17 protein-coding genes and 1 tRNA gene are annotated in these 13,930 nt (G+C 58.2%); 5 read left to right on the plus strand and 13 right to left on the minus strand.

The window, feature by feature from the left end:
* Nucleotides 1-134: 134 nt before the first annotated feature.
* Entirely contained in the window at nucleotides 135-374 is a 240-nt protein-coding gene (locus HX790_RS03415; RefSeq protein WP_026013721.1) for a type II toxin-antitoxin system RelB/DinJ family antitoxin, read from the plus strand.
* Nucleotides 364-651 carry a type II toxin-antitoxin system RelE/ParE family toxin gene (locus tag HX790_RS03420; protein ID WP_170040570.1) on the plus strand — a complete coding sequence of 96 codons (288 nt, stop codon included), beginning with the start codon at nucleotides 364-366 and terminating at the stop codon, nucleotides 649-651. Before HX790_RS03415 ends, HX790_RS03420 begins: the two co-directional genes overlap by 11 nt.
* A gap of 69 nt (nucleotides 652-720) precedes the next feature.
* On the opposite strand, the gene HX790_RS03425 is transcribed toward HX790_RS03420, so the two are convergent.
* From HX790_RS03425 to dapA, 7 genes are all read right to left on the minus strand, one after another.
* Nucleotides 721-1,170 (minus strand): DUF86 domain-containing protein, encoded by a 450-nt coding sequence (locus HX790_RS03425; protein ID WP_017137342.1) that lies wholly within the window; start codon nucleotides 1,168-1,170, stop codon nucleotides 721-723.
* Nucleotides 1,160-1,555 carry a nucleotidyltransferase domain-containing protein gene (locus tag HX790_RS03430; protein ID WP_017137341.1) on the minus strand — a complete coding sequence of 132 codons (396 nt, stop codon included), beginning with the start codon at nucleotides 1,553-1,555 and terminating at the stop codon, nucleotides 1,160-1,162. The genes HX790_RS03425 and HX790_RS03430 overlap by 11 nt, the downstream gene beginning before the upstream one ends.
* Nucleotides 1,556-1,674: 119 nt before the next feature.
* Nucleotides 1,675-1,764 (minus strand) — tRNA-Ser (locus HX790_RS03435).
* 83 nt (nucleotides 1,765-1,847) lie between these two features.
* The gene (gene purC / locus HX790_RS03440; protein ID WP_017137340.1) at nucleotides 1,848-2,561 is read right to left on the minus strand and encodes a phosphoribosylaminoimidazolesuccinocarboxamide synthase; all 714 of its coding nucleotides are present in this window, start codon (nucleotides 2,559-2,561) and stop codon (nucleotides 1,848-1,850) included.
* 27 nt (nucleotides 2,562-2,588) lie between these two features.
* Nucleotides 2,589-3,347 carry an MBL fold metallo-hydrolase gene (locus HX790_RS03445; RefSeq protein WP_017137339.1) on the minus strand — a complete coding sequence of 253 codons (759 nt, stop codon included), beginning with the start codon at nucleotides 3,345-3,347 and terminating at the stop codon, nucleotides 2,589-2,591.
* A gap of 4 nt (nucleotides 3,348-3,351) precedes the next feature.
* The gene (bamC, locus tag HX790_RS03450) at nucleotides 3,352-4,467 is read right to left on the minus strand and encodes an outer membrane protein assembly factor BamC (RefSeq protein ID WP_017137338.1); all 1,116 of its coding nucleotides are present in this window, start codon (nucleotides 4,465-4,467) and stop codon (nucleotides 3,352-3,354) included.
* A gap of 17 nt (nucleotides 4,468-4,484) precedes the next feature.
* Complete coding sequence (gene dapA / locus HX790_RS03455) at nucleotides 4,485-5,363, minus strand: 4-hydroxy-tetrahydrodipicolinate synthase (RefSeq protein ID WP_017137337.1); 879 nt, start codon at nucleotides 5,361-5,363, stop codon at nucleotides 4,485-4,487.
* A gap of 273 nt (nucleotides 5,364-5,636) precedes the next feature.
* Here dapA and HX790_RS03460 point away from each other — a divergent pair, with 273 nt between their 5' ends.
* The gene (locus HX790_RS03460) at nucleotides 5,637-6,197 is read left to right on the plus strand and encodes a glycine cleavage system protein R (RefSeq protein ID WP_017137336.1); all 561 of its coding nucleotides are present in this window, start codon (nucleotides 5,637-5,639) and stop codon (nucleotides 6,195-6,197) included.
* A gap of 10 nt (nucleotides 6,198-6,207) precedes the next feature.
* Entirely contained in the window at nucleotides 6,208-6,681 is a 474-nt protein-coding gene (locus tag HX790_RS03465) for a peroxiredoxin (protein WP_169985512.1), read from the plus strand.
* A 130-nt stretch (nucleotides 6,682-6,811) separates the two neighbouring features.
* Here the strand turns inward: HX790_RS03465 and HX790_RS03470 are convergent, their stop codons facing one another.
* Both HX790_RS03470 and HX790_RS03475 read right to left on the minus strand, forming a co-directional pair.
* Nucleotides 6,812-7,882, minus strand: coding sequence for an AI-2E family transporter (locus HX790_RS03470; RefSeq protein WP_017137334.1), 1,071 nt, complete (start codon nucleotides 7,880-7,882; stop codon nucleotides 6,812-6,814).
* 31 nt (nucleotides 7,883-7,913) lie between these two features.
* Nucleotides 7,914-8,153 carry a sulfurtransferase TusA family protein gene (locus tag HX790_RS03475; RefSeq protein ID WP_017137333.1) on the minus strand — a complete coding sequence of 80 codons (240 nt, stop codon included), beginning with the start codon at nucleotides 8,151-8,153 and terminating at the stop codon, nucleotides 7,914-7,916.
* Nucleotides 8,154-8,248: 95 nt separating this feature from the next.
* Here HX790_RS03475 and HX790_RS03480 point away from each other — a divergent pair, with 95 nt between their 5' ends.
* A complete protein-coding gene (locus HX790_RS03480; RefSeq protein ID WP_017137332.1) occupies nucleotides 8,249-9,682 on the plus strand; it encodes a M48 family metalloprotease in 1,434 nt (477 codons plus the stop codon).
* A 67-nt stretch (nucleotides 9,683-9,749) separates the two neighbouring features.
* Here HX790_RS03480 and HX790_RS03485 read toward each other — a convergent pair whose 3' ends face one another.
* The 4 genes from HX790_RS03485 to rpoE form a co-directional block, all read right to left on the minus strand.
* Nucleotides 9,750-11,189 (minus strand): DegQ family serine endoprotease, encoded by a 1,440-nt coding sequence (locus tag HX790_RS03485; RefSeq protein WP_017137331.1) that lies wholly within the window; start codon nucleotides 11,187-11,189, stop codon nucleotides 9,750-9,752.
* A 234-nt stretch (nucleotides 11,190-11,423) separates the two neighbouring features.
* Complete coding sequence (locus HX790_RS03490; RefSeq protein WP_176991237.1) at nucleotides 11,424-12,383, minus strand: MucB/RseB C-terminal domain-containing protein; 960 nt, start codon at nucleotides 12,381-12,383, stop codon at nucleotides 11,424-11,426.
* 16 nt (nucleotides 12,384-12,399) lie between these two features.
* Nucleotides 12,400-12,987 carry a sigma-E factor negative regulatory protein gene (locus HX790_RS03495; protein WP_017137329.1) on the minus strand — a complete coding sequence of 196 codons (588 nt, stop codon included), beginning with the start codon at nucleotides 12,985-12,987 and terminating at the stop codon, nucleotides 12,400-12,402.
* Nucleotides 12,988-13,019: 32 nt separating this feature from the next.
* On the minus strand, nucleotides 13,020-13,601 hold the full coding sequence (gene rpoE / locus HX790_RS03500) for an RNA polymerase sigma factor RpoE (protein WP_003172477.1): 582 nt from the start codon (nucleotides 13,599-13,601) through the stop codon (nucleotides 13,020-13,022).
* Nucleotides 13,602-13,930 lie beyond the last annotated feature (329 nt).

The raw sequence follows: 13,930 nt of genomic DNA on the forward strand, positions 1-13,930 counted from the left end.
GAGCCTCTATGACACATGGACATTGTGACGCGCTAACAAGGGAGTATGCGAACGCCATACATCCCGACAGGCTTGCCAATAAGCCCCTCTTGATCCAATGTAATGACCAACGTCATTACACGAGGATCTTTCCCATGGCGACTATAAGCATCCGTATCGATGACGACCTGAAAGCGCGCGCCTATCTCGAACTGGAAAAGCTCGGCGTTACGCCTTCCGAACTGATGCGCCAGGCCCTGCAATACGTGGCGGATCGCGGCCAGCTACCTTTCAAGCCCGTTCTGATGACTGAGGAAGATGAAGCGTTGATGGCCACCGTCCGGGAACGATTAGCATCGCCTCAACGGGTAAAGGTTTCTATAGATGACCTATAGCCTTGATTTCGATGCGCGTGCATTGAAGGAGTGGCAAAAGCTCGGCGACACCATTCGTCAGCAGCTCAAAAAGAAGCTGGCGGCCATCCTGAACAACCCACGTATTGAAGCCAATCGCCTGCATGACCTGCCCGACTGCTACAAAATCAAGCTACGCAGCAGCGGTTACAGGCTGGTTTATCAGGTGATCGATCAGGAAATCACAGTGGTGGTGGTGGCCATTGATAAACGGGAGCGTGAACAGGCTTATCGTAAAGCGGGCGAGCGTTTGAGCTAGCAGTAGATCTGACATCCTTCGCAATATTGCGCTTGGACAGAAAGCCCAGGGGGACCAAGTCAAGCTCGTTCAAATGAACCCAGTATCTGCGACAACCGCTGACTGCCCTGCATCCTTAGTCAGGATAAATGCGCTAAATGCCAGAAAATCACCTAAATGCTGAGTGATGATTGCAACAGTGATCGGCAACTGAAGCGTTTGATACTCATGCACTGCGATATTGCGGAAACCGACCATGTTTTTCAGGTTGGTCAGCAGAGACGATTGGACCCAACCGCCTCGTGACAGCAACTCAAACACGTCTCGAGCACCCTGAGGAACACCCAGTCGTTCACGTCGAATTAGATGCTGCCCCATATCCAGAGCGGCCTCACACGCACGCTGAATATTAAGAATCGCCGCATCCTGACGGGTGAAATCAGTAGCGAAACTGGTGGGGTTCTTGTCGTATTCCTCGCGAGCGCGAGCGACACAACGCTCAATGCTCGACGCTTTGTTGATGAGCACATCATCGACCATGCACTTTCCCTTCCTTCTGGATATCGGCCAGCAACCCTGCCCTTGCAGTGTCCAGCTCGGTTTTTTCGCTGAGGATGTAACTCTCGAAAATACCTGCTTGGCTGTCCTTGTTCCAGAGCCTGCGCCCTGTTGTTATGACTTGATATTGCATGACGGTGGACGCCGCCCGCAGGTCGAGTAAATCAACGGGCACCGCCACAATGTCAGCAAGCTCTCCAGCTAACCGCCACAACAGCAGCGGATCCACAGAGCCCGCAACAAGCACTGCCAAGTCCAGATCGCTGTCAGCATGTGCCTCGCCTGTCGCCTGACTGCCAAAGACATAAACCGCGATCAGATCAGGAATACCGGCCAATAAGTGAGCCAACACTTGCTCAACGTTCATGTTGCGCTCCACGTGTCATCTGATGAATGACCGTAGCAGAAATCGCCTCGACATTTCTGCCCCAAACAAAAAACCCCCAACAACAATTAAGTTATCGGGGGTTTTTCGTTATTCAATAATGGCGGAGAGATAGGGATTCGAACCCTAGGTACCGGTGAAGGTACAACGGATTTCGAATCCGTCCCATTCGGCCACTCTGGCATCTCTCCAACGGCGCGCATCATAACAGTGTGTTTCGCGAAAGCAAACCAAAAAAGCGATTTTTTTCCGTGCTATCAGATGCTTGCGTCGGTTACAGCGGTACGCCGAGACGGTTGGCGACTTCTTCGTAGGCTTCGATGACGTCACCGAGGCCTTGGCGGAAGCGGTCTTTGTCCATCTTTTTCTTGGTGGCTTTGTCCCACAGGCGGCAGCCGTCCGGGCTGAATTCGTCGCCCAGGACGATGGTGCCGTCGTGGAACACGCCGAATTCGAGTTTGAAGTCGACCAGCAGCAGGCCTGCGTCGTCGAACAGCTTGCTCAGCACGTCGTTGACCTTGAGGGACAACTCCTTCATGCGTACCAGTTGCTCAGCGGTGCCCCAGCCGAATGCCACCACGTGGGATTCGTTGATGAACGGGTCGCCCTTGGCGTCGTCCTTCAGGAACAGTTCGAAGGTGTAAGGGTTGAGCTTGAGGCCCTCTTCCACGCCCAGGCGCTTGACCAGGCTGCCGGCGGCGTAGTTACGCACGACGCATTCGACCGGGATCATGTCGAGCTTCTTGACCAGGCACTCGTTATCGCCCAGCAGTTTGTCGAATTGGGTCGGAATGCCGGCCGCTTCGAGTTTTTGCATGATGAAGGCGTTGAACTTGTTGTTCACCATGCCTTTGCGATCAAGCTGTTCGATGCGCTTGCCGTCGAACGCCGAGGTGTCGTTGCGAAACAGCAGGATCAGGCGGTTGGCGTCGTCGGTCTTGTATACCGACTTGGCTTTGCCGCGGTAGAGTTCTTCACGTTTTTCCATGATGGGCTCCGCTTGCTAAATGGTGGGCTAGGCGATGTGTCGCCAGTCGAGCCCTGAATCTTGATCGGCCAGTTGCAGCCAGTCCGGGTCGCACCCAAGGGTGTCGACAAAACATTGCCGCGCAAGCGCAGGCAGGTTGTTCTTGCTGCTCAGGTGGGCCAGGACCAGGTGTTGCAAGTCTTGCCAGCCCAACTCATACACCAGGTACGCCGCCTGGTGGTTGTTCAAATGTCCCAGTTCGCCGCCTACCCGCTGCTTGAGAAAGTAGGGGTAATGACCACGTGCCAGCAGGTCGCGGCAGTGGTTGGACTCGATCATCAAGGCATCGAGGTCACGGTAACCGTCCAGCACCTTGGAGCAGTAGGAGCCCAGGTCGGTGAGCACGCCGAAACGCCGCTGACCGCCACTGAATACATACTGCGTCGGTTCCTGGGCGTCGTGCGCTACGGCAACTACGTCAATGCTCAACGCACCGATCTGCAGCGTCTCGCCACCGGCCAGGAAGCCTGCGGGTTCTATGGGTTTGCGCATCCCGCGCAAGGTGCCGCGACTCAGGTACACCGGAAGATTGTAGCGCCGAGACAGCAAACCCACGCCATGCACGTGGTCGGCATGTTCGTGGGTCACCACAATTGCGCTCAGCTGCGAGGGGTGAACCCCCAGGCGCAGCAGGCGCCGCTCGGTTTCTTTTAACGAGAAACCACAATCCACCAGCACATACGTGTCGTCATGTGCGACCAGCGTGCCGTTCCCTTGGCTACCGCTGCCGAGAACGGCAAAACGCATCGGGTCAGCCCAGGTTGTCCTGAATCACGCCCAACACTTTGCGCGCTGTTTCAGCCGGCGCAACGGTGTTGATGTTCTTCTCGACGGTCACTTGTACGCTCTCGCCCACCTTGCTCAAACGAACCTGGTAACGCTCGGCACGTGTTTCGATCTCTTCCTTGGTCGGCTTGCTGCCGAACAACTTGCCGAAGAAACCTGGCTCGTCGTCTTTCTTCTCGGCCTTTTCCGCTACGTTGATGTAGTACAGGCCCAGGCTGCGGTTGATGTCTTCAACGCGCCATGGACCTTGCTCCAACGCACGGCCAACACTGGCCCAGGCACGGTCGAGGTCTTCACCCAGGGTGAGCACCACGTTGCCGCTGCCGTCTTCGGTGAGGCTGACGCGGTTAGGCGTGTCGAAGTTACCGGCGGCGAGCAGGGAAACCGAACCGCCCTTCTCGGAGATACGGCTCATGCTGGCCAGCATCTCGTCGACCAACGCGGCGTCTACGCCCATGTTGACCGAACGCGGGGTGAAATCGACGTTGGCAGTGCTGCCGGCAGGACGCTCGGCGCTCACCACGTAGACTTCACTGGTATTGCGCTGCACGCCTGGCTCGATGCGCACACGCACACGGGCTTCGCTGTCGGGCGCTACACCGCTCGCCTGCAGACGCTTGGCCATGCTGGCGGACAGTTCGCTGCCATGCTGCCATGCCGTGGTGAACTCACCGGTTTGCGGGCGTTGTTGATCAATGCTGAAACCGTTGTCCTGGAAGAACTGCACCGCCACTGGCCAGACTTCAGCCGGTGGGCGTTGGGCCATGATCCAGCGGTTGTCGCCGCTCTTTTGCAGGCTGTAGTCGCTGGTGTCCGCCACGGCCGAGATCGGCTGCGGGCGTGGCACTACGTACTCGCCCTTGGTGGTGTCATCGGCGACGTTGCGCGGAATCGGCAACAACGGGTCAAGGCGCTTGGCGACGTTGACGTCCGGCGGCAGTTGCATCGGTTTGGTTGCTTGGGCTTCCAGGTAATCGCTGCCGCGGTCACGGAAGTAGCCTTCCGGGCCCCATACCCAACCGCAGCCACTGGTGCTGGAGATAATCAAGGCAAGTGCGGAAAGTCCGGCCAATCGCTTCATGCGTAGTGCTTCCTCAATTAAACCAGGACGCCGGACTGGCGCAGGGCCTGTCGCAGCGGTTCGTGACAGGCTTCGCTGAGCCGGGTGAGCGGCAGACGGATACCGTCCGGCATCAAGCCCATCTCAAACAGCGCCCATTTCACGGGAATAGGGTTGGATTCAATAAACAGTGTCTTGTTGAGCGGCATCAGTTGCTCATGGATCGCACGGGCTTTTACGGCGTCACCGGCGATGGCGGCGGCGCACATGTCGCTCATGGCGCGTGGCGCGACGTTGGCGGTCACCGAGATGTTGCCTTTGCCGCCCAGCAGGATCAGCTCGACCGCCGTGGCGTCGTCACCGGAATACACCAGGAAGTCGCTGCTCACGCCGGCCAGGATGTCCTTGGCGCGCTGCAGGTCGCCGGTAGCTTCCTTGATGCCGATAATGTTCGGCACGGTGGACAGGCGGATCACGGTCTCGGCCTTCATGTCACAGGCCGTGCGGCCAGGAACGTTGTAGAGGATCTGCGGGATGTCGACGGCTTCGGCGATGGCCTTGAAGTGCTGGTACAAGCCTTCCTGGGTCGGCTTGTTGTAGTACGGGGTTACTAGCAGGCAGGCATCGGCGCCGGCTTTCTTGGCGTTCTTGGTCAGCTCGATCGCTTCACGCGTCGAGTTGGCGCCTGTGCCGGCGATTACGGCAATGCGGCCCGCCACGCGCTTGACCACGAACTCGATGACCTGGATGTGTTCTTCCACATCAAGGGTGGCCGATTCACCTGTGGTGCCGACCGCCACGATGGCGTTGGTGCCTTCTTGCAGGTGGAAGTCCACCAGTTTGCCAAGGCTGTCCCAGTCGAGATGACCTTGTGCATCCATGGGTGTGACCAGTGCCACCATACTGCCCGCAATCATGCAACCGCTCCTGCCGGAAAAAGAGAGCCGTAATGGTACTGGCGCCAAGATGCTTGTACAAGCGAAGTACCGCCTGAGGATGCGTTCTGGGGCAACTAAACGACGGGCAATGCCATCATTGGGCCAAAGCGCGGCTTGAAGCACGCTGAAATCAGACCGATCGCGTAATGAAAACGCCACCTCCTAGCCCTTGGCGATGGTTTTCGCTACCCTTCATCCTTTGATCGATACGGCCCACACAGTATCGACCGCTCATCGCTTTAGGAAGGCTGCATGTCCACCCCCACAGTTCGCGAACAATTCCTTGTTATCAGTGCCCTCGGCGCCAACCCCATGGAGCTGACCAACGTCCTGTGCCGCGCCAGCCATGAGAACCGCTGCGCCGTCGTGACGTCCCGCCTCACCCGCCACGGCGAGTGCAGCGCGTTGGTGCTGCAGATCTCCGGCAGCTGGGACGCCCTGGCGCGCCTCGAAACCGGCCTGCCGGGCCTGGCCAAGAAGCACAACTTCACCGTCAACGTCGTGCGCAGCGCCGCCCTGGAAAACCGCCCGCAGGCCCTGCCTTATGTGGCGTATGTCAGCTCGGCCTACCGCTCGGACATCGTCAATGAGCTGTGCCAGTTTTTCATCGACCACAACGTCGAGCTGGAAAACCTGACCTGCGACACCTACCAGGCCCCGCAAACAGGCGGCACCATGCTCAACGCCACGTTCACCGTGACCTTGCCGGCCGGCGTGCAGATCAGTTGGCTGCGTGACCAATTCCTGGATTTCGCCGATGCCCTGAACCTCGACGCACTGATCGAGCCATGGCGCCCACAGAACCCAATGTAAGGAAGTACCTATGCCGGTAGCCATCGACAAACCCGTGGCCGATTTCGAAGCCCAGGCCACCAGCGGCCAGACGTTCAGCCTTGCAGCCCTCAAGGGCAAGCAAGTGGTGATCTACTTCTACCCAAAGGACAGCACCCCGGGTTGCACCACCGAGGGTCAGGGTTTTCGTGACCAGTACGCCGCGTTCAAGGCTGCCAATACCGAAGTGTTTGGCTTGTCGCGAGACAGCGTGAAGTCCCACGAGAACTTCAAGGCCAAGCAGGAATTCCCCTTCGAGCTGATCTGCGACAAGGACGAAGCGGTTTGCCAGCTGTTTGATGTGATCAAGCTGAAGAAGCTGTATGGCAAGGAATACCTGGGCGTGGACCGCAGCACGTTCCTGATCGACAGGGATGGCGTGCTGCGTCAGGAATGGCGAGGTGTGAAAGTGCCGGGCCATGTGGATGCGGTGTTGGCGGCGGCACAGGCATTGAATAAAGCTTGACCCTGCTGTGGCGAGCGAGCTTGTTGTGGCGAGCGAGCTTGCTCGCGCTGGAGTGCGAAGCGCTCCGGCTTTTACGGGGCCGCTATGCAACCCAAAGGGAGCAAGCCCCCTCGCCACAATAAGGTTGCTGCTACAACAAAGGTGCAACCACCGGCTCTTGCCGCGGCCACGCATCCAGTACGGCCTTGAACAGCGTCGCCAGCGGGATTGCAAAGAACACGCCCCAAAACCCCCACAGCCCTCCAAACAACAGCACCGCGCAGATAATCGCCACCGGGTGCAGGTTGACGGCCTCCGAGAACAGCAGCGGCACCAGCACGTTGCCATCCAGGGTCTGGATAATCCCGTACACCGCCATCAGGTAGATGAACTGGTCGCTCCAGCCCCACTGGAACAACGCGATCAACATCACCGGCACGGTCACCACCACCGCGCCCACATACGGCACTACCACCGATACACCCACCAGCAAGGCGAGCAGCGCCGCGTAGTTCAGCCCGAGCGCGACAAACGCGATGTAGGTGACGCCGCCACAGATCACAATCTCAATGACCTTGCCGCGAATATAGTTGGCAATCTGCCGGTTCATTTCCTCGGCCACTCGGGTGATCAGCGCCCGTTCACGCGGCAGATAGCCGCTGACCCAGCGGCCGATCATTGCGCGGTCTTTGAGGAAGAAGAACACCAGGATCGGCACCAGCACCAGGTAGATCATGATGTTGACCAGGAGCGGCAGGCTGGACAGGGAAAAAGTCAGCGCCCATTGTCCGAACTTTCCGATCTCGCCGCGCGCCACTTCAATGGCCTGCAACACCTGCTCGTCCGATACCAGGTGTGGATAACGCTCCGGCAACAGCAGCAACAGCGATTGCCACTTGGCGAGCATGCCCGGCAACTCGTTGAACAAGGTGATCAACTGATGCCACAGCAATGGCAGCACCACGACGATAAACACCACCAACAGCCCCATGAACAGGGCAAAGACCAGCCCTACCGCCACACCGCCGGGCAAACGCAGACGTTCCAGGGTAGTGACCAAACCTTGCATCAGGTAGGCCAGCACCATACCCGCCAATACTGGCGCCAGCATGCCGCCCAAGGTGAGCACGGCGGTAAAAGCCAGGAATAGCAGGACGGCCAGCACCACCGCTTCTTCATCGGAAAAATAGCGCTGAATCCAGTCTCGTAACACTTTGAACATCAATCAACCTCGGGCGGTGGTGGCGAACAGTTCAGGCCTTGCGCAACCAGTAACGGTACACACCGGCGGCATCTTCTTCGTGCAGCAGGGTGTGCCCGGCCAGCTTGGCAAAGGTGCGAAAATCGCGCTGGGAGCCTGCGTCCGTGGCGATCACCTTGAGCACGGCACCGCTGGCCAAGCGGTTGAGTTCCAGCTTGGCCTTGAGCAGGGGCAGCGGGCAATTGAGGCCACTGGCATCGAGTTCGGCGTCAAAGGCTACAGCGTTGGTCATCGGTTTGCTCCGGGCATGCGTTTGGAGTGCTTAGAATATCTGGTCCGAAGCTCAGTGTCCGGCTACAGTAAGCTCTTTGTCGAAAGGCTTTGTGCATGACTTTTTTGCGCCCTACCCTGCTGACGCTGGCTTGCCTGCTGGCCTCCCCGGCCTTCGCTGACGACCTGCCGTCACTCGGCGACGCCAGTTCTGCCATTGTCTCGCCGCAACAGGAATTCCAACTGGGCCGCGCATGGCTGGCCTACCTGCGAGGCCAGGTCTCGCAACTCAATGACCCGCAGCTCAAGGATTACGTCGAAACCAGCGTGTACAAGCTGGTGGAGACCAGCCAGGTGAATGACCGACGCCTGGAGTTCATCCTCATCGACAGCCCGCAACTCAACGCCTTTGCCGCACCCGGCGGGATTGTAGGGGTTAACGGCGGCTTGTTCCTGAATGCTCAGACTGAAGGCGAATATGCCTCGGTACTCGCTCACGAATTGGCTCACTTGTCCCAACGTCACTTCGCGCGAGGTGTGGAAGCGCAGTCGCGCATGCAGATTCCGATGATGGCCGCCCTGCTCGGCGGCATTATCGCGGCGGCGGCGGGTGCAGGTGATGCTGGCATTGCCGCGATTGCGGGCAGCCAGGCGGCAGCTATCCAGGAACAGCGCAGGTTTTCGCGCCAGAACGAACAAGAGGCCGACCGTATCGGCATCCTTAACCTGGAAAAAGCCGGTTACGACCCACGCTCCATGCCGACGATGTTCGAACGCCTGATGCGCCAATACCGTTTCGATGCCAAGCCACCGGAGTTTTTGCTGACTCACCCGGTGACCGAGTCGCGGATCGCCGACACCCGCAACCGTGCCGAACAAGCCAAGCAGGGCGGCAAGGAAGACAGCTTGCGCTACCAACTGATTCGCGCACGGGTGCAGCTGCAATACGAAGACACGCCGGGGCTGGCCGCCAAGCGCTTCCAGGCGCAATTGGACGAGAACCCGAAAAACGATATAGCGCGTTATGGCCTGGCCATCGCGCAGATCAAGGGTACCCAGTTCAAAGAGGCGCGGGAAAGCTTGCAGCCGCTGCTGGCCAAGGCGCCCAACGACATTACCTACAACCTGGCGCAGATCGAGTTGGATATCGACAGCAACCGCCTGCCGGATGCCCAGCAACGTACTGATCGGATGCTGGCCCAGTACCCCGGCAGCTATCCGCTGAATCAGATTCGCATAGATGTGCTGCTCAAGCAGAACCGTACGGCCGATGCTGAAAAGGCATTGGACGGGTTGCTCAAGTCGCGCCCCGATGATCCGGATGTGTGGTACCAGGTGGCAGAGACTCGCGGCCTGTCCGGCAATATCATTGGTCTGCATCAGGCGCGCGCCGAGTACTTTGCTTTGGTGGGTGACTTCAAGCAGGCCATTCAGCAATTGGACTTTGCCAAGCGCCGGGCCGGCAACAACTTCCCACTGTCCTCGCGTATCGACGCGCGCCAGCGTGAGCTGATCGAACAGGAACGCTTGGTGAAAGGGATGATGAGCTAAAACCATCGCCCACAAAAAAGCCCCGCTTTCGGTAACCGAAAGCGGGGCTTTTTATTGAGCTAGCGGATTACTCGGCCAGCTTGAAGGTGATGAAGCTTGCACGGCCCTGACGCAGCACGCGCATCGACACCGAGCGATTCTTCGGCAACGCTTTGGCGATGTCGGTGAATTCCTTGGTGGAGTTGATCGCCTGGTTGTTCAGGTGGGTGATCACGTCGCCCGGCTGCAGGCCGATCAAGGCGGCTGGGCCGTCCTGGACTTCTTTGATCACAACACCGCTCTTGAGGTCGAAGCTCTTCTTCTGCTCGTCGGTCAACTCAACCACGGCAATGCCCAAGCGATTGCTGCTGCGCTCAACGCCTGGCTTGGCGTTGCCCAGTGCGTCCAGGGTTGCACCCTCTTCCGGGATCGCGCCGACGGTCAGCTCAACGGTCTGGCGCTTGCCGTCACGAATCACTTCCAGCTTGGCTTTGCTGCCGGCTTTCAGAGCGCCTACCAGATGCGGCAGGTCGGCGGACATGACGATCGGCTGGCCATTCATGCTCAGGATCACGTCGCCCACTTGCAGGCCGCCCTTGGCAGCCGGGCCGTCGTCCTGAATCTGCGCGACCAAGGCACCGGCCGGCTTGTCGAGGCCGAACGATTCAGCCAGGTCTTTGTTCACTTCCTGGATCACCACACCCAACCAGCCACGGCTGACTTTGCCGCCGCTTTTGAGCTGGTTGGAAACGTCCATGGCCACGTCGATCGGGATGGCGAAGGACACGCCCATGAAACCACCGGAACGGGTGTAGATCTGCGAGTTGATCCCCACCACTTCGCCCGCCAGGTTGAACAGCGGACCACCGGAGTTACCCGGGTTGATCGGCACGTCGGTCTGGATGAACGGTACGTAGTTTTCATTTGGCAGGCTGCGACCGATGGCGCTGACGATACCCTGGGTCACGGTATGGTCGAAACCAAACGGTGAACCGATCGCAACCACCCATTGCCCGGCTTTAAGGTCCTGGGATTTACCCAGTTTCAGTACGGGCAGGTCTTTACCTTCGATTTTCAGCAAAGCCACGTCGGAACGCGGATCGGTGCCCACCAGCTTGGCTTTCAACTCACTGCGGTCGGCCAGGCGCACGAGAATTTCGTCAGCGTCGGCAATCACATGGTTATTGGTGAGGATGTAGCCGTCTGGCGAAATAATGAAGCCCGAGCCCAGGGACTGCGCCTCACGCTGCCCGCCACCGCCGCCACGCGGGGAGCGTTGTTGCGGCATACCGCGCTCAAAGAACTCGCGCAGCATGGGCGGCAAGCCTTCCAGGTCAGGCATCTGCTGGTTCGAGACTTTGCGATCCGGCAGCTTCTGCGTGGTACTGATATTCACCACGGCAGGCGAAGCCTGCTCCACCAATTGGGTGAAGTCAGGCAGCTCGGCCGCTTGCGCGGACACTGCCTGACCCAGCACCAATACCGTGGCGACTATGGTTAGGTAAGACTTCAAACGTGGTATCGACATACAGCTCCCGTTACGACGAGCAGGGTTGAGCGACAGGGTTCAAGAAACGCCGAAAACTTCGACCGGCATTTTTGTTCCGCGAAGAAAATAAGGTCAGAGCCGACAAGCTCTGACCTATAAAAAACATGGGGATGTTTTGCAAGTGAAAATACTGATCCAGAAATTTCATGCTCTCAGCCCCCAACCGCGCAAAGGCTCACATTGAAAGGTCAGGATGAACATAGGATTAACGACTCATGGCTTGGCGGCGGTCTTTTCGCCGCGCACCGACAGCGCGATGCGTTCGGCGGTGCCGATGGGGATTTCGCCTACAACCGTCACCATGACTTCGCCATCGACCGTGTTCAGACGGCGCGACACGGCCACAGTTGGGCCAAGCTGCGTGCGTGTTTCGCTCACACTCGCACCGTCGGTGGACTCAAGAAACACTGAGAAACGTGCAAGCCCGTCGTCGTACATCAGACTGTCGACAGTGGCGTGGGTCTGAGTATCTTTTCGCGAGACGCTGTTGGTGAGCTGAAAACCTGGAGGCAACCAGTCCAGATGCCATGCGTGGGTGGCGGGCACCTCGGGTGCTTTGGTGCTGGAAACAGCCACAGGTGAGCATTCGCTGCTGGGCAGTAAGTCACGATCTGATGGCGCAACCGAAGTGTTCAGTCGAGTGAACTGGAAGCGCTCCAACAACTGACCCTGCTCATTGAGTAACAGGGACTTTAGCGGCAGCGCGGTTTCACGATCCAGGTGCAACTCAAAGCCATATCGGTATTGATCACGGGGAGTAATTGACACAATCACCGCATTCCGACCGGCCACGCGAGATTTGCCAATAACGGCCAGTTCGTAGAATTGAGTTAGTTTTTGCGGATCCAGAGCGCGCGAAGGCGCATCAGGCGAGTTGCCAAGGCCGGCAACCAAGGTGCCACTGACACACTGCGTGCGTCCATCTACGCGCACCAGTTCCTGGGCAGAGCCGTCGAGTTGCAACAGCCGCTCGCGGACGTGACCGTCCTGGACGCGATGCCAGATGTCATGGGTAGAGAAACTGCCGTTACGCTCGTAGACGAACGTACCTGCAAAGCTTTGCTGCTGTTCTGCACGCCCAAGTCGAGTCAGCCAGTCTTGGGCTTCGTCGGCATGGGCGGATAGTGCAAAACAACCACTGAGCAAAAGCGTAAGGAGCGGTATGGCGCGCATAGTGCCCCTTAGCGGTTTAGCGGTTTTCCAGGCTGGCTGCACGAGCGTATGGCAGAGCGCTTTCAGTGCCTTTCAAGGCCGATTCCTGTGCGTGTTGGCGCAGGTAGCCTGGAAGACGCTGGTCCTGCCAGCCGGATTGCCCTTGAAGTACGCCGTTGGCCATAGGGCCGGTGGCATCAGAGCTTTCCTTGTAGCCGGCCAGTACCGCTGGGCCTTTGACTTGCGGACCGGCCATGACCGGTTGCTGAGTCTGCTGGGCCAGTTCGGCACCGGCAATTTCGTCCTGGTTGTACAGGCGAACACCGGCCAACACGGCAACAGTCACCGAGGCAGCTACTGCCAGGCGACCCAGGCTACGCCATGGACCACGAGCAGCTTTTGCCGGAACGGCTTCATCGGCCAACGCGACAGAAACGGCCGCAGCAATATCCAGACGAGGGATTAAAAGATCCTTGTGCATCACCGCCCGAGCGACTTGGTAACGAGACCAGGTATCACGGGTTTCGGCATCATCAAATGCGTTGAGCACCCGACGAAGTTCCAGTTCATCCGCTTCGTTATCCATCACTGCGGACAGCGATTCCTGCAGGGCATCACGACTCATGGCGGTTCCTCTCTTGGCTGTCGCCGCTGTCTTTAGTTTTCCTGCAACAACGGTTGCAAGGCTTTGTCGATGGCTTCCCGGGCCCGGAAAATCCGTGACCTTACAGTCCCCACCGGACATTGCATGACGCTCGCAATGTCTTCGTAACTGAGACCATCGAATTCACGTAAAGTTAACGCCGTACGCAAATCTTCTGGCAGTTGCTGAATAGTGCGATGAACGGTGCCTTCGATCTCGTCGCGCAGCAAAGCACGTTCCGGCGACTCGAGATCTTTGAGGCCGTGATCACCATCGTAAAATTCTGCATCTTCTGAACTTACATCACTGTCCGGTGGGCGGCGGCCGCGAGACACCAGATAGTTCTTCGCCGTGTTAATGGCGATGCGGTACAGCCACGTGTAAAACGCACTGTCACCGCGAAAATTGCCAAGTGCACGGTACGCCTTGATAAAGGCTTCCTGTGCAACGTCCTGCGCTTCATGGGTGTCGTGCACAAACCGCACGATCAACCCGAGAATTTTGTGCTGGTATTTCAGCACTAGCAGATCAAATGCTCGCTTGTCGCCACGTTGAACGCGCTCGACCAGCTGCTGATCCTCTTCCTGGGTTAGCATGAACACTCCTCGTTGTACTCGCAGGAGGCTTGCATAACTAAACGATCAGGCTTGCAAACATAGACTAGGACTTCTCGCAAAAGTTCTCCCCCTCCAAGCAAGTTTCCGGCATGCACTGATTTGGCACACACGAAAAACGCAGCACGGGCTAGGCCGGCTGCGCGAATAATCTTGTCGCCGGTTTTCTGACGCGTCCAATGCTCCAGACGGGCCAATAAACTCAACGTTTTCCCAGCTTTCGGGCAACCTGCTATTGAGTCGGGGCTCATGCAAAAAGTTCCCATCTCAATAGCCGGCCCATATGACCCAGCTGTGCACCGTAATTTCAC

Origin of the sequence: Pseudomonas sp. IPO3747 (assembly GCF_013385245.1) — a bacterium.
GTDB classification, from domain to species: Bacteria; Pseudomonadota; Gammaproteobacteria; order Pseudomonadales; family Pseudomonadaceae; genus Aquipseudomonas; species Aquipseudomonas edaphica.